Source organism: Phycicoccus sp. Soil802 (assembly GCF_001429605.1).
GTDB lineage: Bacteria > Actinomycetota > Actinomycetes > Actinomycetales > Dermatophilaceae > Pedococcus.
Map to the genome: position 1 here is coordinate 80,660 of NZ_LMSS01000002.1, position 22,718 is coordinate 103,377.

The 22,718-nt window shown below is 71.1% G+C and carries 25 protein-coding genes and 3 tRNA genes; 12 read left to right on the plus strand and 16 right to left on the minus strand.

The features are described from left to right. Window positions 1-2: 2 nt before the first annotated feature. Genes ASG91_RS03880 through ASG91_RS03895 form a run of 4 tightly spaced genes read right to left on the minus strand, consistent with a single transcriptional unit; the run spans window position 3 to window position 2,307 of the window. Entirely contained in the window at window positions 3-659 is a 657-nt protein-coding gene (locus tag ASG91_RS03880) for an aminodeoxychorismate/anthranilate synthase component II (RefSeq protein ID WP_056921332.1), read from the minus strand. Then, a complete protein-coding gene (locus tag ASG91_RS03885) occupies window positions 659-853 on the minus strand; it encodes a hypothetical protein (RefSeq protein WP_371262027.1) in 195 nt (64 codons plus the stop codon). The genes ASG91_RS03880 and ASG91_RS03885 overlap by 1 nt, the downstream gene beginning before the upstream one ends. A gap of 3 nt (window positions 854-856) precedes the next feature. Beyond that, window positions 857-1,558, minus strand: a complete 702-nt coding sequence (locus ASG91_RS03890) for a class E sortase (protein ID WP_056921333.1) — start codon at window positions 1,556-1,558, stop codon at window positions 857-859. Beyond that, window positions 1,555-2,307, minus strand: a complete 753-nt coding sequence (locus ASG91_RS03895) for a DUF881 domain-containing protein (protein ID WP_056921334.1) — start codon at window positions 2,305-2,307, stop codon at window positions 1,555-1,557. Before ASG91_RS03895 ends, ASG91_RS03890 begins: the two co-directional genes overlap by 4 nt. 64 nt (window positions 2,308-2,371) lie before the next feature. Between ASG91_RS03895 and ASG91_RS03900 the strand changes: the two genes are divergently transcribed. Further along, on the plus strand, window positions 2,372-2,620 hold the full coding sequence (locus ASG91_RS03900) for a cell division protein CrgA (RefSeq protein ID WP_056921335.1): 249 nt from the start codon (window positions 2,372-2,374) through the stop codon (window positions 2,618-2,620). 128 nt (window positions 2,621-2,748) lie between these two features. Here the strand turns inward: ASG91_RS03900 and ASG91_RS03905 are convergent, their stop codons facing one another. Both ASG91_RS03905 and ASG91_RS03910 read right to left on the minus strand, forming a co-directional pair. Then, window positions 2,749-3,630, minus strand: coding sequence for a rhomboid family intramembrane serine protease (locus ASG91_RS03905; RefSeq protein WP_056921336.1), 882 nt, complete (start codon window positions 3,628-3,630; stop codon window positions 2,749-2,751). A 96-nt stretch (window positions 3,631-3,726) separates the two neighbouring features. Next, window positions 3,727-4,245 carry a peptidylprolyl isomerase gene (locus tag ASG91_RS03910; protein ID WP_056921337.1) on the minus strand — a complete coding sequence of 173 codons (519 nt, stop codon included), beginning with the start codon at window positions 4,243-4,245 and terminating at the stop codon, window positions 3,727-3,729. Window positions 4,246-4,430: 185 nt separating this feature from the next. On the opposite strand from ASG91_RS03910, the gene ASG91_RS03915 reads away from it, so the two are divergent. The 6 genes from ASG91_RS03915 (at window position 4,431) to ASG91_RS03940 (ending at window position 9,594) form a co-directional block, all read left to right on the plus strand. Then, window positions 4,431-5,231, plus strand: a complete 801-nt coding sequence (locus ASG91_RS03915) for a hypothetical protein (RefSeq protein WP_056921338.1) — start codon at window positions 4,431-4,433, stop codon at window positions 5,229-5,231. 128 nt (window positions 5,232-5,359) lie between these two features. After that, window positions 5,360-5,899 carry a MauE/DoxX family redox-associated membrane protein gene (locus ASG91_RS03920; protein ID WP_056921339.1) on the plus strand — a complete coding sequence of 180 codons (540 nt, stop codon included), beginning with the start codon at window positions 5,360-5,362 and terminating at the stop codon, window positions 5,897-5,899. Between the two features lie 20 nt (window positions 5,900-5,919). After that, entirely contained in the window at window positions 5,920-6,792 is an 873-nt protein-coding gene (locus ASG91_RS03925) for a hypothetical protein (RefSeq protein WP_157606007.1), read from the plus strand. A gap of 91 nt (window positions 6,793-6,883) precedes the next feature. After that, window positions 6,884-7,483 (plus strand): hypothetical protein, encoded by a 600-nt coding sequence (locus ASG91_RS03930; RefSeq protein WP_056921341.1) that lies wholly within the window; start codon window positions 6,884-6,886, stop codon window positions 7,481-7,483. A gap of 36 nt (window positions 7,484-7,519) precedes the next feature. Next, window positions 7,520-8,041 carry a hypothetical protein gene (locus ASG91_RS03935; RefSeq protein ID WP_056921342.1) on the plus strand — a complete coding sequence of 174 codons (522 nt, stop codon included), beginning with the start codon at window positions 7,520-7,522 and terminating at the stop codon, window positions 8,039-8,041. Further along, complete coding sequence (locus ASG91_RS03940; protein WP_056921343.1) at window positions 8,038-9,594, plus strand: LGFP repeat-containing protein; 1,557 nt, start codon at window positions 8,038-8,040, stop codon at window positions 9,592-9,594. Before ASG91_RS03935 ends, ASG91_RS03940 begins: the two co-directional genes overlap by 4 nt. Window positions 9,595-9,669: 75 nt before the next feature. Here the strand turns inward: ASG91_RS03940 and ASG91_RS03945 are convergent, their stop codons facing one another. From ASG91_RS03945 to ASG91_RS03955, 3 genes are all read right to left on the minus strand, one after another. Beyond that, window positions 9,670-11,130, minus strand: coding sequence for a selenocysteine-specific translation elongation factor (locus tag ASG91_RS03945; protein WP_056921344.1), 1,461 nt, complete (start codon window positions 11,128-11,130; stop codon window positions 9,670-9,672). A 6-nt stretch (window positions 11,131-11,136) separates the two neighbouring features. Next, window positions 11,137-12,447 carry an L-seryl-tRNA(Sec) selenium transferase gene (gene selA, locus ASG91_RS03950; protein WP_056921345.1) on the minus strand — a complete coding sequence of 437 codons (1,311 nt, stop codon included), beginning with the start codon at window positions 12,445-12,447 and terminating at the stop codon, window positions 11,137-11,139. A 15-nt stretch (window positions 12,448-12,462) separates the two neighbouring features. Continuing rightward, window positions 12,463-12,558, minus strand: a tRNA-Sec gene (locus tag ASG91_RS03955). A 24-nt stretch (window positions 12,559-12,582) separates the two neighbouring features. Here ASG91_RS03955 and selD point away from each other — a divergent pair. From selD to ASG91_RS03980, 5 genes are all read left to right on the plus strand, one after another. Beyond that, window positions 12,583-13,581, plus strand: a complete 999-nt coding sequence (gene selD, locus ASG91_RS03960) for a selenide, water dikinase SelD (RefSeq protein ID WP_056921346.1) — start codon at window positions 12,583-12,585, stop codon at window positions 13,579-13,581. 56 nt (window positions 13,582-13,637) lie between these two features. After that, entirely contained in the window at window positions 13,638-13,958 is a 321-nt protein-coding gene (locus tag ASG91_RS20855; RefSeq protein WP_056921347.1) for a hypothetical protein, read from the plus strand. 70 nt (window positions 13,959-14,028) lie between these two features. After that, complete coding sequence (locus ASG91_RS20860) at window positions 14,029-14,463, plus strand: SRPBCC family protein (protein ID WP_056921348.1); 435 nt, start codon at window positions 14,029-14,031, stop codon at window positions 14,461-14,463. Window positions 14,464-14,593: 130 nt separating this feature from the next. After that, window positions 14,594-14,776: a YegP family protein gene (locus ASG91_RS03975; protein ID WP_056921349.1), complete on the plus strand. Its 183-nt coding sequence runs from the start codon at window positions 14,594-14,596 to the stop codon at window positions 14,774-14,776. A gap of 50 nt (window positions 14,777-14,826) precedes the next feature. After that, window positions 14,827-15,279, plus strand: coding sequence for a hypothetical protein (locus ASG91_RS03980; protein WP_157606010.1), 453 nt, complete (start codon window positions 14,827-14,829; stop codon window positions 15,277-15,279). A 168-nt stretch (window positions 15,280-15,447) separates the two neighbouring features. Here the strand turns inward: ASG91_RS03980 and ASG91_RS03985 are convergent, their stop codons facing one another. The 7 genes from ASG91_RS03985 to gyrB form a co-directional block, all read right to left on the minus strand. Beyond that, a complete protein-coding gene (locus tag ASG91_RS03985) occupies window positions 15,448-16,368 on the minus strand; it encodes an SMP-30/gluconolactonase/LRE family protein (RefSeq protein ID WP_056921351.1) in 921 nt (306 codons plus the stop codon). Window positions 16,369-16,565: 197 nt separating this feature from the next. Then, window positions 16,566-16,641: transfer RNA gene (locus ASG91_RS03990), tRNA-Ala, on the minus strand. A gap of 44 nt (window positions 16,642-16,685) precedes the next feature. Next, complete coding sequence (locus ASG91_RS21130; protein ID WP_235543224.1) at window positions 16,686-16,805, minus strand: DLW-39 family protein; 120 nt, start codon at window positions 16,803-16,805, stop codon at window positions 16,686-16,688. Between the two features lie 43 nt (window positions 16,806-16,848). Continuing rightward, window positions 16,849-16,925 (minus strand) — tRNA-Ile (locus ASG91_RS03995). 163 nt (window positions 16,926-17,088) lie between these two features. After that, window positions 17,089-17,541, minus strand: coding sequence for a DUF3566 domain-containing protein (locus tag ASG91_RS04000; protein WP_056921765.1), 453 nt, complete (start codon window positions 17,539-17,541; stop codon window positions 17,089-17,091). A gap of 53 nt (window positions 17,542-17,594) precedes the next feature. Next, complete coding sequence (gene gyrA / locus ASG91_RS04005) at window positions 17,595-20,219, minus strand: DNA gyrase subunit A (RefSeq protein WP_056921352.1); 2,625 nt, start codon at window positions 20,217-20,219, stop codon at window positions 17,595-17,597. A gap of 107 nt (window positions 20,220-20,326) precedes the next feature. After that, window positions 20,327-22,321 (minus strand): DNA topoisomerase (ATP-hydrolyzing) subunit B, encoded by a 1,995-nt coding sequence (gyrB, locus tag ASG91_RS04010; RefSeq protein ID WP_056921766.1) that lies wholly within the window; start codon window positions 22,319-22,321, stop codon window positions 20,327-20,329. Window positions 22,322-22,718 lie beyond the last annotated feature (397 nt).

A 22,718-nucleotide genomic window follows, 5' to 3' on the forward strand; every position in this document is an offset into this window, starting at 1 on the left:
GTCTAGCCGGCCGCGACCGCCCGCGCCACGCCCTCGGCGTCGTGGACCAGCGGGCTCAGGCCGGCCGAGCGGGCGACCGCGTCCTGGAGCCCGCAGCCGACCAGCCAGTTGGCGAGGATCCGGTGGCCACCCTCGGTCAGCACGCTCTCCGGGTGGAACTGCACGCCGTGCAACGGCAGGTCGCGGTGCCGGGCGGCCATGATGATGCCCGACTCGGTGTGCCCGTTGGCGACCAGCGCGTCGGGGACGGTCGCCGGGTCGATCGTCAGCGAGTGGTAGCGGGTCGCGGTGAACGGCGACGGGAGGCCGGCCAGCACGCCGGTGTCGTCGTGGAGGACCCGGGAGGTCTTGCCGTGCAGGAGCTCGGGCGCCCGCCCGACCGTGGCGCCGACGACGACCCCGAGGGCCTGGTGGCCGAGGCAGACGCCGAGCATCGGCTGGGACCGCTCGGCACAGGCCTCGATCATCGCCATCGAGACGCCGGCCTCCTCGGGGGTCCCGGGCCCGGGGGAGATGAGCACCCCGTCGAAGTCGGCTCCATCGGCCGGACCGAGCGCGTCGTTGCGCACGACCTCGCACTCGGCGCCCAGCTGCTGGAGGTAGCCGACGATCGTGAAGACGAAGCTGTCGTAGTTGTCGACGACGAGGATGCGGGTCATCAGACCTCCCTGACGTGCGCGACGACCCCGGCGCTCGGGTCGACGGTGTTGTCGTTGAACGGCATCAGCGGCGCGATCCGGGGGAACACCCACACGAAGAGGACCGCGACCACGGCCAGCACCAGCACGACGGCGAGCAGCACCCGGACGAGGAGGGGACCGGGCAGCGCCCGCCAGATCGCGGAGTAGATCATCGGTCAGGCCGCCTTCTTGGAGGAGCTCAGGGGAACGGTCAGGGTGCCGGCGGGGAGGCCGTCGGCGTGCGGGTACGTCTTCACGAGCTGCGCGAACACCACGTAGCGCTGCGCCGCGCTGTACTTCGGGTGGCACGCGGTCATCGTCATCCAGCGCTCCGTCGGCTTCACGCCCGGCTTGTCGGGCACCGGCGCGACCACCTGGACGTCGGTGGGCGCCACGATCTCGTGCCGCTTCACGGCATACACGCTGTATGCCGTCTTGGTCTCGACCACGATCAGGTCACCGGTGCGCAGGGTGTCGATGTCGTGGAACGGGCGGCCGTAGGTGGTGCGGTGCCCGGCGACGGCGAAGTTGCCGACCGCGCCCGGCAGGACGGTGCCGTCGTAGTGGCCGATGCCGTCCTGGAGGATGTCGCGGCTGGTGCCCTCGAGCACCGGGCGGGCGTAGTCGGCGCCGAAGCGGGGGATCCGCACGATCGCGAACGCCGACCCGAACGGCACTGCCTTGGGCGTCTCGGTGCCCGGGGCGCTGGCCGGCGGCTTCGCGAAGTCACGGGTCAGCCGCGAGACGGTGGCGTCCTGGGTGCGGTTGGCGGTGACGTCGGTGAACCAGAGCTGCCACCCGACGAACAGGAGCAGGACGAGTCCGGCCGTGACCAACAGGTCGCCGACGATGCCGAGGGTCCAGCGGGCCAGCTTCACCGGGTGGTCCTTGCTCTCTCGAGGTTGATGGAGCCCGCATAGGCGGGGAAGGTCTGCTCACGACGGGACTGCACGTCGTAGCCGACCCCGACCGCGCCGACCCACTGCTTGTAGATGGCGACCGCCGGGCTGCGATCGAGTGACGCGCGCAGGTCGGTCTGGTTGCCGATGGCAGTAATCACGTAGGGAGGGGAGTAGACCCGGCCCTGGAGGATGAGGGTGTTGCCGACGCACCGGACCGCGCTGGTGGAGATCACCCGTTGGTCCATCAGCATCATCGCCTCGGCACCGCCCTCCCAGAGGGCGTTGACGACGGCCTGGACGTCCTGCTGATGCACGACGTAGTCGTCGACCGAGATGCCGTCGGGGAGCACGGAGGGGACGTTGCGGGCATCCGTGAGGGTGACCTGCACCGTCGGGCCCGACACCGCCTGGGTGCCGGCGGCGAGCGCGAGCTGGTCGCCCTCCCTGGTCAGCTGGGTCACGCGCAGGTCGCCGGGCGCCTGCTGGGCGGACAGCCGGTCGACCTCGGCACGCAGCGAGGCGACCCGGGACGCCAGCGCGGAGTTCTGGCGGGTCTGCTCGCGGATCAGGCCGGGGAGGTCCCCACCGGAGGAGCGCAGATCGGTGCCGCGGGCGGTGGCCGCGCTCAGCGCGAAGAGCACGCCCGCACCCAGCGCGACCAGGGGCACGACGGCCGACCAAGCGGTAGGGCGGCGTGTCAGCCACGTCAGCCGCTGGTCCGCCATGGCACTACGCTATGCCACACGTCGCGACGGTGATGGCGCTGTCCGAGCTACGAGGAGTGTTTCCGTGCCTGAGTCCAAGGGTCGCGCCAAGCGCGCGTACACCCCGCCGAGCAAGCCCGCGAAGGCCAAGGTCGGGAACCCGCCCTGGTTCGTGCCGGTGATGCTGACGCTCATGGTCGTCGGCCTCCTGTGGATCGTGGTCTTCTACATCACGAGCCAGCGGTTCCCGATCGAGGCCTTCGGCCGGTGGAACCTCGGGGTCGGTTTCGGCCTGATGCTCTCCGGCTTCGCGATGACCACCCGCTGGCGCTGACCGACCCTCCGGAGCTGTCCACAGGGGTTGTCCACACCCGGTTGTCCACAGGGTTCTCCACAGCTGGGGACAAATGACAGCCGTGTAATCCACCCGGGATGGGGTGGGTTGGGGTGGGAGCCGCAGCCTCAGGCGAGGATGTCGGCGGGCGCCACGGCATACTTCGCGACCGCGACGGCGATGACCACGAGCAGCACGAGCACGACGCCCGGCCACTGCCAGCGGCGGCGCTCCTTCGCGGTGGTCGCGGCGATGACGCCGGCCACGGCGGCACCCGTCACCAGCCCGCCGAGGTGGGCCTGCCAGGCGATGCCCGGCACGACGAACCCGATGACGGCGTTGAGGCCGATCGTCGCGTACATGCCGGCCGAGGACCGGCCGAGGTGCCGGTTGAGCACGAGCAGGGCACCGAAGAGGCCGAAGACGGCGCCGGAGGCACCGACGGCTCCGATGTACCACGAGCTGGGGTTGCCCGGCTGGAAGGGCACGGCCGGTGACAGCAGGAGGTAGCAGGCCGAGCCGCCGATCGCGCTGACGAGGTAGACCGCCGCATACCGGGCACCACCGAGCAGTCGCTCGAGGTACTGCGCGCCCACCATCCACAGGGCGAGCATGTTGAACAGGATGTGGGTGATCGTGGCGTGGGCGAACGCCGAGGTGAGGAACCGCCACGGTTCGTGGGCACCGAGGTAGGGCACGAACGAGATGTCGCGGCTCAGGCCGGGGCGCGCGGTCTGGAGCACGAAGACGACGACACAGATCGCGATGATGGCGTAGGAGACCCGCGGGGTGTCGGTGACGTTGCCGCCGAACACCGTGCGGGTGGTGCGCATCGTCCTGGCCTGGGCCTTCACGCAGTCGACGCACTGGACCCCGACGGCGGCCGGGCGCTGGCAGTCCGGGCAGACCGGACGGCCGCACCGCTGGCAGCGCACGTAGGCGACCCGGTCGGGGTGCCGCGGGCACACCGGAGGCGCCTGCTGCTGCGGGTCTGCGGTGGGCTCACTCATGCGTCGCGCTCCGGGGTCTCGGGGTCATCGCGGGCCATCGGCGCGAGGTGCCCGGCCCGTGCGGGCCGGGCACCTCGAACCAGGTGTCGGTCGCGGTCAGTCGTTGACGACGACCGACTCGATGACAACGTCCTCGAGCGGCTTGTCGTTCGCACCCGTGGGGACGGCGGCGATCTTGTCGACGACCTCGCGGCTGGGGCCGTCGGCCACCTCACCGAAGATGGTGTGCTTGCCCTGGAGCCAGGCGGTGTTGCCGACGGTGATGAAGAACTGCGAGCCGTTGGTGCCCTTGCCCATCCGCTTGCCGGCGTTGGCCATGGCGAGCATGTAGGGCTTGGTGAAGTCCTTGTCGGGGCTGATCTCGTCGTCGAAGGTGTAGCCGGGGCCGCCGAAGCCCTGCCCCAGCGGGCACCCGCCCTGGATCATGAAGCCCGGGATGATGCGGTGGAACACCAGCCCGTCGAAGAACGGCGTGGGGTTCGAGCGGCCGGCGTCGTCGCGGTACTCCTGCTCGCCCTTGGCCAGTCCCACGAAGTTCTTGACGGTCTTCGGGGCGTGGTCGGGGAACAGCGTGACGTTGATGTCGCCGTGGTTGGTCTTGAGGGTGACGTCCATGTCACGCATCCTTCCATGCGGACCCCCTCGGGATGGCTCCCAGTACCCCCACGGGCTTGCCCACCAGCGGAAACAAGGCAGGATGGGTAGGGAGAAGTCGTCCGTCCGGCGTGGGGCCGGGGCCCCACGGGGCACCGGTTCACCGGCATCACGGAGTCCAGATCCGCCAAGTCACAGGAGGCACGGTGTTCCGCACCAAGACCAAGACTGAGCAGGCCACCGAGGCAGTCAGCAGCTCCGCCCAGAGCGCCGCCGACTACGCATCGTCACTCAAGGACCGGGTGGCCCCGGCCGCCGAGGTCGCCAAGGAGCGTGCCGTCCAAGCCAAGGACTGGGGCAAGCCGCACGTCGAGCACGGCATCGAAGCCGCCCGCGACTGGGCCAAGCCCCGGGTCGACCACGGCATCGAGGTCGCCGCCCCCAAGCTGCAGGGCGCCGTCGAGGGCCTGGCCCCGAAGGTCGACACCGCGCGCGACACCATCGTCGACACCCTGCTGCCCAAGGTCGCCGAGGCCATCGCGGCCGTCGCCGCGGCCTCGGCTGCTGCGAAGACCGCTGCGGCCGACACCGCCGACCGCTCCTCCGACGCCTACTCGGTGCTCAAGGGCGACGCGGTGGCCAAGCCGCGTCGGCGCAAGGGCCGGTTCCTGCTGATCCTCGGTCTGGCCGCGGCCGTGGCCGCCGGTGTCGCGGCGTTCCGCAAGTCCGCGCCCCGCGAGGACCCGTGGGCCACGCCGCTCGACGACCCCTACACCGCGCCGACGACCGGTCGTGACTCCAGCACCAGCAAGGTCGCGAACCTCGCCGACGCCGCCAAGGACAAGGCCAGCAGCGCCGCCGAGACGGTGAAGGACAAGGCCTCCGAGGCGAAGGACAAGGCCACCGAGGCTGCGTCCGACGCCAAGGACAAGGTCACCGCCAAGGGCAAGCACGTCGCCGACGAGACCGCTGACGCCGCCGACGACGTGGCCGACAAGGTCGACTGACCCGCGCACCACTGGTTGCCAGCAACCTTTGCTAGCACGGATTCCTCGGAGGTGGACAGGTTGCAACCTGTCCACCTCCGAGTTTTGTTTGCTAGCAAAGCTTGCTGGCTCGACTACGGTTGGACCACATGTGGGACCTGGCAGCCGGACCGTTCCTCGCCGCGGCGGGGCTGCTCGTCGTGGCCGGGGGCCCCAAGGTCGTCGACCCGCTGCCCCTGGTCCGCGCGCTGCGCGGCGCAGGGGTGCCGGTCCACCGCCAGCTCGTGCGCGCGTTCGCCGTCATCGAGGTCGCCCTGGGTGCCTGGGCGCTGGTCGCACCGAGTCGGTATGCCGCGGGGCTGGTCGCCGCGGCATACCTCGTCTTCACTGCCTTCGTGGCCCGGGTGCTGGCGCGCGGCGGCGTCCTCGGGTCGTGCGGCTGCTTCGGCAAGCCTGACACCCCCGCCACCCGCACCCACCTCGTGCTCACCGCGCTGGCTGCGCTCACCGCGCTGCTGGTGGCCGTCGACCCGCCCGCCGCGGCGTGGGCCGGCGTCGACGGGACCACGGTCACCACGGCCGGCTTCGCGGTCGTCATCGGGTTCCTCGCCTGGCAGGTGCTGGCCGTCCTGCCGACGACCTCGCCCGCGGCCATCCGCACCACGACCGCTCCGACCCCGAAGGGCTGACCCACAGAATGCTTGCCGTCGTGATCGCCGAGGGCGTCGCCATCGTGCTCCTCGGCGTGCTCGTCCTCGGACTGCTCCGCAGCCACGCCCTCATCCTCAAGGCGCTGCACGAGCTGGGCGCGGGTCTCGAGCTCGAGAAGGAGGCCGGCACCGGGGTGAGCCTGGCGACCACCGGTGGCAAGCCCGGCCCCGTGCCGGTCGAGCTGGAGACCGGCGTGGTGCAGGCCACCCGCAAGGACTCCACCACGGCCCACGACATCGTCGGCACCGACCTCGACCGCCGCGAGCAGCAGGTCACCGTCACGACCCCCGGCACCCGCACGCTGCTGGCCTTCCTGACCAGCGGCTGCTCGGTGTGCCAGACCTTCTGGGACGAGTTCCAGGGCTCGGTCGACGTGCCGGGCGAGGGGTCGCTGCACATCATCGCCAAGGGCTCCGCCGAGGAGTCGATCTCGAGCCTGCGGGCGCTGGCCGGCGACCGCGACGTGGTGCAGTCGTCCGCGGCCTGGGTGGACTACGACATCCCCGGCTCGCCCTACTTCGTCTACGTCGAGGACGGCGTGGTCACCGGCGAGGGCTCGGCGACCACCTGGGCCCAGGTGCGTGGCCTGATGGCGCAGGGCGTCGCCGACAGCGAGGAGGCCCGCACCGCCGCGGGCCGCTCCGGCCCCGGGCTGCTCGTGGGAGACGCGATGGGAGCCGGCGGGCGCGACAACCTGTCGCGGATCGACGCCGAGCTCCTGGCCTCGGGCGTCCGCCCGGGCGACCCCAGCCTCTACCGCGCCCCGGACGAGGACTCCCTCGCGGCGCCGGGCCACCACGACCACGACCACGACCACGGGCAGGGGCACGACCACCAGACCCACGACCACACGCACCAGCACGACCACTGACATGTCGGTGACCGCGCTCGCCCTCGCCCTGGGTCTCCCGATGGCCGCGGTCGCGGCCGTCCGGGCGACCTGGTCCCCTTGAGGTGAGTCGATGCTCTCGAGCATCAGCCCGCTCGGCGAGCGGGCCCGACACTCCCGGTGGTGGCTGACCACCACCGCCTACCTCCTCGGCTCACTGGTCGGGGGACTCACAGTCGGTGGGCTGGCCGCCACGCTCGGCGGGCTCCTGCCCGACGGGGTGCGCACGTCGCGCTGGACCCTCGTCGCGGTCGCCGCCCTGCTGCTGGTCGGGCTGGTCCTCGACCTGCGCAACCAGCGCTCGGTGCCGTCGTGGCGCCGCCAGGTCGACGAGCGCTGGCTGACCCGCTACCGCGGCTGGGTCTACGGCGTCGGCTTCGGGGCGCAGCTCGGGTTCGGCCTGGTCACCATCATCACCAGCACGACGACGTATGCCGCGGTGCTGCTGGCCGCGCTCACCGGCCACCTCGGCGCGGGGCTGGCGATCGGCGCGACCTTCGGGGTGGTCCGGGCGCTGCCGTCGCTGCTGATGGCCCGGGTGGTCGACAGGGGCGACCTGCACCGGGTCTTCATCCGCGTCGAAAGATGGGCAAATCCGGCACGAGCCCTCGCTAAGGTGGCTCTGGGAGGAGCGGTTGTGATCGTGCTGGCCGCCGCCGCAGTTGGAAGTTGATCGCAGTGGAGCTGACCCAGGGGAGTTGAGAGAGCTGTGGCTGACCACTACGGGATGCGGGCTGACGCACCCCCGGGCTGGCAGGTGGCCGTGACCCGCAGGCCCGGGATCGAGCCGGGCACCCTTACCGCTCCGGGCGCCCGCAGCGGCGCCGACGAGAGTGACGTGACCCGTCCGGTGCTGCACGCCTGCACCCGGCCGATGCCGGCCGACCGCGGCGACTTCGGCAGCAACGTCGTCGACCTGCTGGGGCCCGACGACGTCTTCGTGGCCCTCGTCGACTACGGCACCGAGGTCGCCGACCAGGGGCTGTTCGAGCGGCAGGGGATGCCGGGGCTCGCGCCGTCGCAGTTCGGGCCGAACCGGTTGCAGCGACCGCTCCCGGGGCTGAGCGCCTCGCAGCACTTCTTCAGCTCCGGCGGCCGGGCGTTCTGCCTGTTCACCGTCGTGGGCAGCCACGCGCGCCGGATGGCCTCCGTGCCCCGGGCCGCGGCCCTCGTCTCGACGATCAGGATCACCGACCGGGCCACCCTGGCCCGCCAGGGAGGACGACCGTGAGCACCCTCGACGACCTCAACGCCGGGCCGGGGGGCATGGCGGGCTTCGTGTCCGCGCTGACCCGCCGGATGCGCCCGGTGTCGCGCCGCGACGTGCTGGTCGGCGCCACGGTGGCCGCCACGGCGCTGGCCACCAAACCCAAGGAGTACGCGCTCACTCCGGTCGCGGCATACGCCACCATCTGCGGACCCGGCAACACGGCGTCGAGCGGCTGGACGGTGTTCTGCTCCACGGTGAACAAGGGCGTCAACACCTGTCCGCCGGGCAGCTTCGCCGCGGGCTGGTGGAAGGCCGCCGACTCGTCCTGGTGCGGAGGCGGCTACCGCTACATCGTCGACTGCAACGCGAGCTGCTCCAAGTGCACCACCGGGTGCAGCGACGGCATGTGCGACTCCCGGTGCTGGAGCTGCTCGTGCGGCACCGGGTCGTCGGCGACCTGCGACCAGCGCCGGGTCTGCTGCAACGCCTTCCGCTACGGCCAGTGCAACACCCACGTGAAGTGCTCCGGTGGGGTGCATTGCCGGGTCGTCAGCTGCGTGCCGCCGTACAAGTTCGCGAACTGCACGACGGCGTCGCTGTCCGACAACCGCACCAGCGAGCACAGCGCCCCGAGCCTGCCGCGCTGGGAGGCGATCACCCAGAAGTACCACGCGATGGGTGAGCAGGCGTCGTACCTCAAGGCCTCCAAGGGCCCGGTCAGCTATGTCGGCGACGGCATCGGCCGGTACGTGCTGTTCCAGGGCGGGGTCATCTACTACACGTCGAAGTACGGCGCGGTCGCCGTCACCGAGTTCATCCGCAAGATCTACTCGACCCACGGCGGACCACGCGGCGCCCGGCTCGGCTACGCCACCGCCGACATCGCGTACACCGCCGACAAGGGCTGGCTGCAGACCTTCGAGCGCGGGGCCATCACCGACTCGGCGAGCACCACGACGCAGGTCGTCTGGGGCACCCGCTGGACCATCTGGAAGGCCAACGGACGGGAGGGCGGGATCCTCGGCTACCCGACGACCGCTCCCACAGTCGGCGCCCAGGACGGGACGCTCCAGCTCTTCCAGAAGGGCGCCATCGTCGACTCCCCGTCCACCACCACCCAGGTGGTCGCCGGGTCGAGCTACTGGAAGTGGAGCCTGCTGTCGCGCGACCGCGGCCCGCTCGGCTACCCCACCGGTCCGCAGCAGACCCTGCCCGACGGCTGGATCCAGCTGTTCCAGAACGGCGCGATCTGCGGTGGTCCGGTCACGACCGAAGCCGTCCCCGCCCCGATGTACGCCCCGTGGGTCGACGCCGGGCGCGAGTCCGGCGTGCTGGGCTACCCGACCGGGCCGAGCCACACCGAACCCCGCGGGCTGGCGCAGTTCTTCCAGCGGGGTGAGCTCTGGGCGCTCGGCGCGGGGTCGCCGCCGCGTCGGGTCCACGGCGCGGTGCTGACGGAGTGGAAGTCCCAAGGGGGGGCCACCGGCAGCTACGGCTACCCGGTCACCGACACCACCCAGGCCGGCGGCGGCCGGCTCACCTGCACCTTCGAGGGCGGCACCATCACGGCCTGACCGCTCCGCAGGTTTCTCACCCCATTGGAACGATGTTGACGCCCGGGAGCGCCAATATCGTTCCGATTGGGTGGATTACCGTCGCCGCACCTCGCGGGTGCCGTCCGGCAGCCGCCGGGTCACCAGCGTCGAGTCGAGCCGTTCCAGCAGCGGGACCGCGACGCGTCGTGACGTGCCCATCGCCCGGGTGGCGGCGCCGACGGTGAACGGTTGGTCGAGCTCGCGCACGACCGCCTCGGCCCGGTCCACCGCGTCGCCGGTCAGCACGACGCCGCCGAGCCGGGTGACCTCGCCCCGGTCGGCCGCGGCAGCCAGGTCGGCGGCCGTGACCGCCCAGCCGTCGAGCTGCTCGCGCGACGGCGCCTGGAGGGGGTGCGCACCGAGCCAGGCCACCAGCGCCCGCACGCCCGGCGGGGTCTCGTCCCCCGGTTTCACGTCTCCTGGGTATGCCGCGGGCTCGCTGCGGTCCCGCCGCCCGCCGCGGCGGGTGGGTGGGTCCACGACCCGCACCCGCGCCCCCGCGAGCACCTCGTGCCGGCCGGGGTCGCGCAGCACGGCCCGGTCGCCCACGACCAGCGGGAGCGGGTGGGCCAGACGCAGCCTGACCCGGCCGTCCGGCAGCGCCTGGGTGCGCACCGGCACTGCCGCGGTCCCGACGTGCAGGGTGAGCTCGCGGGGCAGCCGAGGGGTGGCGACGGCTGCCGGCACCAAGGTCACCGGCTCGAGGGGGACCAGGTCCACGTCGAGCACCGACGGGTGGGCCGGCCAGTGGACGTCCGTGAGCGCGGTGCCCCGGCCGACGCGGCCCACTTCGACGCCCCGCAGGTTGACCGCCACCCGAGCCGGACCCACCACGACGGGCACGTCCTCGCCGCAGGTCTGGAGCCCTCGCACCCCCACCGCCTCGCCGTCCAGCAGCAGCTCGTCGCCCACCGCGATCCGGCCCTGCGGCAGGGTGCCGGTCGCGACCGTACCCGCGCCCCGGATGCTGAACGAGCGGTCCACCCAGAGCCGCACCGGATCATCCGGGGCCCTCGGCGCCGCGGCCGCCGCGAGCCGGCCCAGGGCAGCGCGCAGCTCGGGGAGACCGGCTCCCGTCGCCCCCGAAACCAGCACGCTCTCCGCGACCTCGACGCCGAGGGCTGCCAGCCGGTCGAGGGACTGCTCGCGGGCCGGGACCCCGTCGGCCAGGTCGCACCGGGTCACCACGAGCAGCAGGTGCTCGATGCCCAGCGCGGCGACGGCCCGGGCGTGCTCGCGGGACTGCGCCGACCAACCGTCATCCGCCGCCACCACGAACAGCACCGCGTCCACCGGACCCAGCCCGGCCAGCATGTTGCCGGTGAAGTGCTCGTGACCCGGCACGTCGACCAGGCTCACCCGCTGCCCGTCGATGTCGGTCCACGCGTAGCCGAGGTCGATGGTCAGGCCACGACGCCGCTCCTCGGCCCACCGGTCGGGCTCCTGCCCCGTGAGCAGGCGAACCAAGGTCGACTTGCCGTGGTCGACGTGCCCCGCCGTCGCGACGACAGCCATCGTGACCTACTCCCCGGCGTCGCGAATCGCCTGTGCCACCACCGCATCCGCGGCCGCGGGGATACACCGCAGGTCGACCAGGCAGCGGCCCCGCTCGACGCGGGCGAGGACCGGCCGGGCGAGCAGCCGCAACGACGCGGCATACGACTCGGGGAGGGCGACCGCCCAGCCGGGCAGCGCCTGACCCGGTGCGCCGCCACCACCCACGACGCCGTCGGCGGGGACGACCGAGGCAAGTCCGTCGGGCAGGCTGGCGGCGACCGCCTCACACCGGGCGCGGAGCACCGCAGGGTCGGCCTCGAGGGCGTCCCAGACCGGGGCGCGCGGTCCGCGCAGCGTGGCCTCGAGGGCGGCCAGAGTGGTCTTGTCGGCCCGGACCGCCCGGGCCAGCGGGTGCCGACGCAGGCACGTGACGGTGTCGGAGCGGCCGAGCACCAGCCCCGCCTGGGGACCGCCGAGCAGCTTGTCGCCGCTGCAGGTCACCACTGCGGCCCCGTCAGCGAGCGAGCGTGCGGCATCGGGCTCGTCGGGCAGCAGCGGGTGCGGGCGGAGCAGGCCGCTGCCGATGTCGTGCACGACGGGCGGTCCGAGCGCCACCAGCTCAGCGACGGGGACCGCCGAGGTGAAGCCCTCCACGCGGAAGTTGCTTGGGTGCACCTTGAGGAGACAGCCGGTGGCGGGGCCGATGGCCGACTCGTAGTCGGCGAGGGTGGTGCGGTTCGTGGTGCCGACCTCACGCAGCCGCGCACCGGCGCTCGCGATCAGGTCGGGCAGCCGGAACCCGTCACCGATCTCGACCATCTCGCCACGGCTGACGACAACCTCGCGGCCGGTGGCCAGAGCGGTCGTCGCGAGCACCAGCGCGGCGGCGCCGTTGTTGACGACCAGCGCGGCCTCGGCCTCGGGGAGCACCTCGAGGAGCGCAGCCGTCGTGCCCCGGCCCCGGGCCGAGCGCTGGCCGGTGCCGAGGTCGAGCTCGACGTCGACGGTGCCGGCCGCCGCCGCCATCGCCTCGACCGCCGCGGCCGACAGGGGTGCCCGGCCGAGGTTGGTGTGGATCACGACGCCGGTGGCGTTGAGCACCGGCGTCAGGGTGGTCGCCCGCTGGGGCAGCGCGGCCAGCGTCGCGTCGACCACGTCGTCGGGGCCGATCCGGCCGGCCCGCACCTGCTCCTGCGCCAGCTGCACGGCAGCCCGCACGACATCGCGACCCAAGCGTGAGATCGCCTGCGCCACAGCGGGTTTGGCGAGCACGGCGTCGGTCCGGGGCACGAGGCGACGCGCGTCGAGCCCACGACCGGGCTGCGGCTGCGGCATACGCCCTCCTGTCTGTGGCGGAGGCGGACGGGAATCGAACCCGCCCAGCCGAGGTGCTCGGCTGCACCGGTTTTGAAGACCGGGAGGGCCACCAGGCGCCTGTACGCCTCCGCGAGCGAGGCTAGCGTAGGGACCGTGACCGAACAGGGTGTGTCCGTGCGGCTGACGCAGTATGCCGCCGGGGGCGGCTGTGCCTGCAAGATCCCGCCGGGGGAGCTGGAGGAGGTCGTGCGCGGGCTGGGTGGCCAGGTCGCCGATGACCTGCTGGTCGGGCTCGACGACGGGGACGACGGCGCCGTGGTGCGGGTCGCCGACGGCACCGCGGTGATCAGCACCGCCGACTTCTTCACCCCGGTCGTCGACGACGCCTACGACTTCGGCCGGATCGTCGCCACCAACGCGCTCAGCGACGTCTACGCGATGGGTGGTCGCCCGGTGCTCGCCATCAACCTGGTCGGCTGGCCGCGGTCGGTGCTCCCGCTCGAGCTGTTGCGCGAGGTGCTGCGCGGTGGGCTCGACGTGGCTGGTCTGGCCGGGTGCCCGGTGGCCGGGGGTCACTCGATCGATGACCCCGAGCCGAAGTACGGCATGGCGGTGACCGGTGTCGCCGACCCGGATCGCTTGCTGCGCAACGACTCTGCCCTGCCCGGGCTGCCGATCTCGCTGACCAAGCCGATCGGGGTGGGGGTGCTCAACAACCGGCACAAGGCCACCGGTGAGGTGTTCGAGCACGCGGTCGCGTCGATGGTGTCACTCAACGACGAGGCGAGCGCTGCGGCCGTGTCGGCCGGGGTGCGGGCCGCGACCGATGTCACCGGGTTCGGGCTGTTGGGCCATCTGTTCAAGCTGCTGCGCGCCTCGGGGGTCGGGGCGGTGCTGGACTCGGCGGCCGTGCCGGTGCTGGACGGTGCGTGGGAGTCGCTGCGCGACGGGTACGTCAGCGGTGGCACCCGTCGCAACCTCGACTGGGTCCGGCCGCACCTCGACGTGGCGGGTGGGTCGGTCGACGAGGAGGTGCTGCTCATGCTCGCCGACGCCCAGACCAGCGGTGGGCTGCTGGTCGTGGGCGAGGTGCCCGGCGCAACGGTCATCGGCCACACGGTCGCGGGAGCCCCGCGGATCGAGCTCCGGTGAACTGCTGCTGTTCGAAAGGTCTTGTGAGTGAGTGCGGTTCGGCGCACGCTGGGGGCATGGCCAGGTACGAGCTCATCGCCCACGACCGCGCCGGACGCCCGTCCGGGCGCCCGGTCTTCGTCACGGCGTCCAGCCCCGGCGAGGCGGTCATGGTGGGTGGACCGGCGCTGCGCCGGGTCACCGAGCGCGACCGCACCCACGCCGACCTGTATGCCGTGTACCGCCACCGGCGCGTGCGCGGTCGCCGGCTGGTGGGCGCGTTCCTGCCCGACGACCCGGGTGACGGCCTGGCCGGTGTGCGCGAGCCGCGGCGCCCGCTGCCCACCCCGCCGAGCCTGCGCGCGGAAGCCGAGCGACCGGCATACCCGGACATCTGAGGCAGGCTCTCCTGTGGGGACCCGGCACGCAGTAGCGTGTGCCCACCCACCCACCTTCTCGGAGGCCCCCGTGCCGCGCTTCTCCCACACGCTGTCCGTCAGCGCACCTCCCGCTGCGGTCTTCGCGATCGTCGACGACTTCACCAAGACTCCCCTCTGGCTGTCGCGCTGCACCGGCATCGACAAGCTGTCCGACGGGGCGAACGACGTCGGTACCGAGCTGAAGTACCACTACGACGACGGGCGCCGCACCGGCACCATGGACGGCCAGATCATCGCGCACGAGCCGGACCGGCACTTCGCCATGAAGTTCACCGACAAGCTGATGGATGTCACCGTCGACTTCGTCGCGGCCTCCGACGGGGTGGGCACGACGCTGACGCACAGCATCGACATCGCCACCAAGGGGATCGGCAAGCTCTTCACCCCGCTGATCCGGCGCGACCTGCCCAAGCAGACGATGGACGCGATGACCAAGCTCAAGGCGATGGCGGAGTCGGCCTGAGCCGGGGTCAGCGGGGCTGAGCTGGGCTGAGCTGGGCTGGGCTGGGCTGGGTCGCTGGGCCTGTACGCGGCATACCGGCGGCCCTAGGCTGCGAAGGTTCGCAGTCTGGTCCACTGACGGAGGTGCAGTGATGGCGGGGAAGTTCGAGCTCTACCAGGACAAGGCGGGCAAGTACCGCTTCCGGCTGAAGGCCAGCAACGGCCAGGTGATCGCCGTGGGTGAGGCGTACGAGTCGAAGGCCGCGGCCGAGAACGGCATCGCCTCCGTGCAGGAGAACGCGCCGGGGGCCCCCACCGTCGAGGTCGACGGATAACCCGCCAGGGGGAGCAGTGGCGGGTCTGGGCTGCGCGCATCGCCGTGGTGGTGGCTGCGGTGGTGGTCTCCGTCGCGCTGTCGAAGCTGTGGACCTTCGCCAACGCGGATGACCCCGACGTCGTCGAGCAGGGCGCGATCCTGCGGATGGCCTCGTCGGCCTGCGCCCAGATGCGCGAGTCCGCCGCCGCGGCCGCGGTCGCCCCGACCGCACCGATCCCGCGTCGCGTCGGGGCGATCAACGCCCAGAACGACGCGGTGGTCGAGCTGATCACCGCGATGCAGACCCTGGGGGCGGAGCGGCTCCAGGCCGACCAGCCTGCCGCCGAGTGGGTCGAGGACTGGCAGCGGCTCGTGACCGCGCGGGATGCCTACGCGCGGTCGCTGGCCGCCGGCAAGCCGAAGCCGATGAACCTGCCGACGATCGACGGCAAGCCCTTGGTCGACCGGCTCAACAACGTCGGCCTCAACTGCCGAGTCCCCCTCGTCCTCCTCGCCCCCTGACCCTCTCCCACTTCTGGCCACCTGTGACTCACCGGACCCCTGTTTCGGCCGATCCGTGAGGCACCAGTGGCAACAAGTCCCGGCGGTCTCCCACTTCTGGCCACCGGTCCCTCACCGGCGGTGGATCACTGGACCGGCTTGCGCCATGGGTGGCCACGAGTGGGAGCGTCAGCGGTCGACGACGACGACCTCGTACTCGCTCGCGGTCGGGGGCAGGCCGGTGTCGAACTTGGCGTTCACGACGGCCAGCCGGTCACCGAACCGGGCCACCGTCGTCGGCACCTGGAAGGCGTCGCTGGTGATGACCTTGGTCAGCGACCCGGACGACAGGTCGCCGCTCAGCCGGAAGGTCGAGATCTGGTTGCTGAAGTTCTGCACCGCCCACAGGGTCCGTCCCTCGAGGAGGATTCCGTCGACGTTGGGGGTGCCCACCCCTGCGATGGTCCGGCTGGCTCCTGTCGTCGGGTCGACGACGTTGACCGCGCCCTGACCGCTGTGCGCGACGAGCAGGCTCCTGCCGTCCGCGGTCGCGGCGATGCCATTGTTGTTGAACTGACCTGTCGTGTCCGCCGCAGGCCCGCTGAGAGCCAGGGTGCGGACCGGCCCCGTCGCGGCGTGGCTGGCCGGGACGAAGTAGAGCTCGGCCGCATTGGAGTTGGTGAACCAGGCGCCGCTCCGAGTGACGGCCACGTCGTTGATGAAGGATGTGTCGGGCGCGGCCAGCTGGTAGGTGGCGACCGAGGCCCCGGTGGCGAGGTCGTAGACATTGGCCTGACCGGTGGGCCCTCCCGCGACGAAGAGCAGGCCGTGCGCCACGTCGGCCTTCAGGCCTACCGCCACCCGGCCGGGCGGGTTGTCGATGAAGCGCTCCACGGCTCCAGTGGCCAGGTCGCCCCGGAACACGTCGCCGGCGAAGAGGTCGGTGGCGTAGAACGTCGTGCCTGCGCCCCGGGCGATCCCCTCTGTGCTCGATGCCCCGGGCAGCACGATCACCCGGTCCGTGTGAGCGCCCACGGCGGCCGGTGCGGCGAGCAGTACCACCGCGACGGTCGAGACGATCGATCCGAGGACCGTCCGGGCTCGGAACATACGACCCACCTCGCTCACGACAGCCACCGCGCCACGTGCGAGGTGGACCTCAGCCAGCGTGCGCCCGCGTGGTCGGCCAGCACATCCACCAACCTGCGTAGGGAGCCCTACCAACGAGCACTTCTGGCCACCTGTGCGGGTGGGGCCGCGCAATCCGGCCAGCCGTGCGGCATACCTGGCCAGAAGTGGGGAGGAGATGGTGGAGCCAAGGGGACTCGAACCCCTAACCCCCTGCTTGCAAAGCAGGTGCGCTACCAATTGCGCCATGGCCCCTGGGTGTCACATGTAGGTGACAGGCGGCCAGGGCCGCCCCAGTGCTAGCGAGGGGAGTCGGTCGCCTCGGCCCAGAGGTCCTTCTCGGCCTTCTGGGCCTTGAGCTTCCGCTGGATTGCCGTGGCGCCGATGGCCGTCACGATGAGGAGCAGGAGCTTCTTCATGGGCCGTCGCCTTCCCTCGCAGAGCAACCGCGGGGATCGGGATTGGTGGGCCTAACAGGACTTGAACCTGTGGCCTCTTCCTTATCAGGGAAGCGCTCTAACCGTCTGAGCTATAGGCCCGTGAGCCCAATCTCCGCTGCGCCACGGGAGGTGGCGCGAGGCACGAGGTTACAGCACGCGCACACGCACTTCCAAAACGGTTACCGCCCACCATCCCGAGGGGGCCGGTGGGCGGTTCGAGGTATGCCGCGGGGCCGGCTTCGAGGGCCCGCTAGGACCCCGGTCAGTCGTCGGTGAGGGTGAGCTGGAGGCCGCCGACGAGGGCCGAGCAGATGTTGTAGAGGAAGGCGCCGAGGGTCGACAGGGCGGTCAGCAGGATGACGTCGATCACCCCGATCACGATCGACAGGGACAGCACCCGGCCGAAGCCGAGGAAGTCCATGATGTCGAACGGGTTCTCCGAGTCGCTGATGATCGTCCCGACCAGGCGGTTGACCTCGCTGAAGACCCCCATGCCGGACAGGATCATCCACAGCACGGCGACCATGACGACGCCGGCGATGCCGAGGGCGACCGAGATGAGGAACGACATCTTCATCGCCGACCACGGGTCGACCCGCGAGACCGTGAGCTTGACCCGCCTGGCGCGGGCGGCCTGGGCAGCGGAGGGCGCACCGGCGGGACGGGCGCCGGCCGGGCGGGCACCACCCTGGGACAGGGACTGGGTCGGGCTCACCGGAGCGGACCCTCCCTGGGGGAGGGCCGACCTGCTGGTCTGGCCTGCCGTGCTCACTCGCTACCTCCAGTGGCGTCGCTCTCAGGTGCGTCCGAAGCCTCCGCGGAGGCTTCCACACCCTGCTCGTTTCCAGACGACGGTACGGCATCAACCCGTGCGGAGTCGCTTTCGGCGGCCGCGCCGGACTCGAGAGTTGCGTCCTCGTCCGCCTCCTCGACCGCCCGCTCGGGGTTTCGCGCGAGCGCGACGACCGTGTCCCCGTTGCCCGGGTTGGCGAACTTCATGCCCTGGGTGTTGCGGCCGCGCCGCGTCACCGGGCTCACCGGCATACGCACGATGTTGCCCTTGCCCATGATGACCAGGACCTCGTCGTCCTCACTGACCGTGAGGGCGCCGACCAGGTCACCGTTGCGCTCGGTGATCTTGGCGACCGCCACCCCGAGGCCACCACGGCCCTTGGCGTTCCAGTCGGAGGCTGGCGAGCGCTTGGCCATGCCGTTCTCGAAGACCACGAACACGTCGGGGTCCTCGCCCTCGTGGATGACGCTGAGCGACAGCAGCGAGTCGTCGCCGCGGAACCGCATGCCGGTCACCCCACTGGTGGCCCGACCCATCGGCCGGAGCTGGGCGTCGGTGGCGTGGAACCGCACCGACTGGGCGTGCCGCGAGACCAGGAGCAGGTCGTCGGTGGCCGAGGCCAGGTCGGCCGCGACCAGCTCGTCGCCCTCCTTGAGGTTGATGGCGATCAGGCCGCCGGACCGGGGGGAGTCGTAGTCGGCGAGTCGCGTCTTCTTGACCAGGCCGTTCTTCGTGGCGAGCACGAGGTAGGGCTGCTGGGCGTAGTCGCGCACGTCGAGGACCTGGGCGATCTTCTCGTCCGGCTGGAAGGCCAGCAGGTTGGCGACGTGCTGGCCCTTGGCGTCCCGACCGGAGTCGGGCAGCTCGTAGGCCTTGGCCCGGTAGACCCGGCCGAGGTTGGTGAAGAACAGCAGCCAGTGGTGCGACGTCGTGGTGAAGAAGTGGTCGACCATGTCGTCGCCGCGCAGTGAAGCCCCGCGCACGCCCTTGCCGCCGCGACCCTGCGAGCGGTAGGCGTCGACCCGGGTGCGCTTGGCGTAGCCGCCGCGGGTGATGGTGACGACCACGTCCTCCTCGGGGATCAGGTCCTCCATCGACATGTCGCCGTCGAAGAACTCGATCCGGGTGCGGCGGTCGTCGCCGTACTTGTCGACCAGCTCGGCCAGCTCGTCCGACACGATGGTCCGCTGCCGTTCGGGCTTGGCAAGGATGTCCTCGAAGTCGAGGATCATCGCCTCGAGCCGGTTGTGCTCGTCGATGATCTTCTGGCGCTCGAGGGCGGCCAGGCGACGCAGCTGCATCTCGAGGATCGCGCGGGCCTGGACCTCGTCGATCTCGAGCAGCTCGATCAGCCCGTCGCGGGCCGCCTCGACGGTCTGCGACCGGCGGATCAGGGCGATCACCTCGTCGAGGGCGTCGAGCGCCTTGAGCAGACCACGCAGGATGTGGATCTCGTTCTCGGCCTTGCGCAGCCGGAACTTCGTCCGGCGCTGGATGACCTCGATCTGGTGCTCGACCCAGTGCCGGATGAACGCGTCGATCGGCAGCGTGCGCGGCACCCCGTCGACCAGGGCGAGCATGTTGGCGCCGAAGTTGTTCTGCAGCTGGGTGTGCTTGTAGAGGTTGTTGAGCACCACCTTGGCCACCGCGTCGCGCTTGAGCACGATGACGAGGCGCTGGCCGGTGCGGCCGGAGGTCTCGTCGCGGATGTCGGCGATGCCGTTGAGGCGACCCTCCTTGGTGAGCTCGGCGATCTTCTGCGCGAGCGTGTCGGGGTTCACCTGGTAGGGGAGCTCGGTGACCACGAGGCACTGGCGGCCCTGGATCTCCTCGACCTCGACGACCGCGCGCATGATGACCGAGCCACGGCCGGTGCGGTAGGCGTCCTCGATGCCCTTGCGGCCCAGGATCAGCGCGCCAGTGGGGAAGTCGGGACCGCTGATCCGGGCGAGCACCGCGTCGAGGGCCTCGTCGCGGGAGGCCTCCGGGTTGGCGAGCATCCACTGGGCGGCGTCGGCCACCTCGCGCAGGTTGTGCGGCGGGATGTTGGTCGCCATGCCGACCGCGATGCCGGACGACCCGTTGACGAGCAGGTTCGGGAACCGGCTCGGCAGGACCACCGGCTCCTGGGTCTTGCCGTCGTAGTTGTCGCGGAAGTCGACGGTCTCCTCGTGGATGTCGCGGACCATCTCCATGGCCAGCGGCGCCATCCGGCACTCGGTGTACCGCGGGGCTGCGGCCGGGTCGTCGCCCGGGCTGCCGAAGTTGCCCTGGCCGTCGACCAGCGGGTAACGCAGCGACCAGTCCTGGACGAGCCGGACGAGGGCGTCGTAGATCGAGGAGTCACCGTGCGGGTGGTACTGACCCATCACCTCACCGACGACGCGGCTGCACTTGTTGTAGCCGCGGTCGGGGCGGTAGCCACCGTCGTACATCGCATAGACCACGCGACGGTGCACCGGCTTGAGGCCGTCCCGCACATCCGGAAGGGCCCGACTCACGATCACCGTCATCGCGTAGTCGATGTAGCTGCGCTGCATCTCCGTGTTGAGGTCGACCGCCTCAGTGCGGTCGTACTCGATCGGCGGTATCTCAGTCATGAATTCCCTTGTCCGTCAATGCCATTCACCAGCCGTGCCATTCAAGTGCAGTGGGTATGCCGGGCGGTTGGGTTCCACGTGAAACCGCGCCACGCGGCATACGAGGTCTAGATGTCCAGGAAGCGCACGTCGCGGGCGTTGCGCTGGATGAAGCCGCGGCGCGACTCGACGTCCTCGCCCATCAGGATCGCGAAGATCTCGTCGGCCGCCGCCGCGTCGTCGAGGGTGACCTGCAGGAGCACCCGGTGGTCGGGGTCCATCGTGGTCTCCCACAGCTCCTGGTAGTCCATCTCGCCCAGACCCTTGTAGCGCTGGATGCCGGCGTCCTTCGGCAGCCGCCAGCCCTGGCCCTGACCGGCCACGATCATGGCGTCGCGCTCGCGGTCGGAGTAGGCGAACTCGTGGGGGTGGTTGCTCCACTTGAGCCGGTAGAGCGGGGGCTGCGCGAGGTAGACGTAGCCCTCCTCGATCAGCGGCCGCATGAACCGGAACAGCAGGGTCAGCAGCAGGGTGCGGATGTGCAGGCCGTCGACGTCGGCATCGGCCATCAGCACGATCTTGTGGTAGCGAGCGCGGGTCTTGTCGAAGTCCTCGCCGATGCCGGTGCCGAACGCCGAGATGAGCGCCTGGACCTCGTTGTTGGCCAGCACCTTGTCGATGCGGGCCTTCTCGACGTTGAGGATCTTGCCGCGGATCGGGAGGATCGCCTGGTTGTGCGGGTTGCGTCCACGCACGGCCGAGCCGCCGGCCGAGTCACCCTCGACGATGAAGACCTCGGAGATCGCCGGGTCCTTGCTCTGGCAGTCGCGCAGCTTGCCGGGCAGGCCGCCGGACTCGAGCAGGCCCTTGCGCCGGGTCGCCTCGCGCGCCTTGCGAGCCGCCATCCGTGCCGCGGCCGCCTGCACCGACTTGCGGACGATGTCGCGACCCTCGGTCGGGTGCGCCTCGAGCCAGTGGCCGAACTCGTCGGTCATGGCGCGCTGGACGAAGCCCTTGACCTCGGAGTTGCCGAGCTTGGTCTTGGTCTGGCCCTCGAACTGCGGCTCGCCGAGCTTGACCGACACGACGGCGGTCAGGCCCTCGCGGATGTCGTCGCCGGTGAGGTTGTCGTCCTTCTCCTTGAGGAGGTTCTGCTTACGGGCGAAGTCGTTGATGAGCTTGGTCATCGCCGCCCGGAAGCCCTCCTCGTGGGTGCCGCCCTCGTGGGTGTTGATCGTGTTGGCGTAGGTGTGCACCGACTCCGAGTAGGCGTTGGTCCACTGCATCGCGAGCTCGAGGCTCAGCTGGCGCTCGGTGTCCTCGGACTCGATCGAGATGATGTCGGCGTGCACCGGCTCTGACTTCTTCGACGAGACGAGGTGCGTCACGTAGTCGACCAGGCCGTTGTCGTACTTGTAGGACACCTTGCGCGGCTTGCGCTCCGAGGCGTCGACGGTGTCGGCGTCGTCCTCGGCGGTCTCGGGCTGGCGCTCGTCGACGAGGTTGATGGTCAGGCCCTTGTTGAGGAAGGCCATCTGCTGGAACCGGGCCCGGATCGTCTCGAAGTCGTAGGTGGTCGTCTCGAAGATGTCGCCGTCGGCCCAGTAGGTGATCGTGGTCCCGGTGCGGTCCGACGCCTCCATCTTCTCCAGGGGCGCCACCGCCTCACCGTGGTCGAACGTGACCCGGAAGACGTGGCCCTTCTGGTGGACCTCGGCGTCGAGGCGGGTCGACAGCGCGTTGACCACCGAGGAGCCGACGCCGTGCAGGCCACCGGACACCTTGTAGCCACCGCCACCGAACTTGCCGCCCGCGTGCAGCTGGGTCAGCACCAGCTCGACCGCGGACTTGCCCTCGGCCGGGTGGATGTCGGTGGGGATGCCGCGACCGTTGTCGGTCACCCGCACGCCACCGTCGGCGAGCAGGGTCACGTCGATGGTGTCGGCGAAGCCGGCCAGGGCCTCGTCGACCGAGTTGTCGACGATCTCCCAGACGAGGTGGTGCAGGCCGCGCTCGCCGGTCGAGCCGATGTACATGCCGGGGCGCTTGCGGACCGCCTCGAGACCCTCGAGGACGGTGATCTGGCTGGCGTCGTAGTCGGACCCGGGGGCCGCGCCGACGATCTCGGCCTCGACGACCTCGCGAGCAGCCTCGGCCTCGGCGGCCGTGAGGTGCTCGGTGGGGGGCGGCTGGGGGGCCGGCTGGTCGGGGGTGCTGGCTGCGGCGTCTGCCGGGGTGCTGGCTGCGGGGGCGTTCTGGTCTGGCGTGTGGTCAGCCTCGGACACGGTGCTCCTTCTCCGGTGGCACAACGAACAGGGGGTGCCCCCCTGGCTCGTTGGACCCGCTCATGGCACGCGACCAGACTGGAGACCAGCTGGCCGCGAATTCACCTCTGAGTCTACCTGTCGTCGGTGTCAGATCTCGCGTCAGGAGGCCCGGGAACGCGGATTTGCGCCAAATACCTGCCCTTTCACGGGTGGGGATACGTCTCCCACCCCCTGAGCGCCCGATTCTCACGTT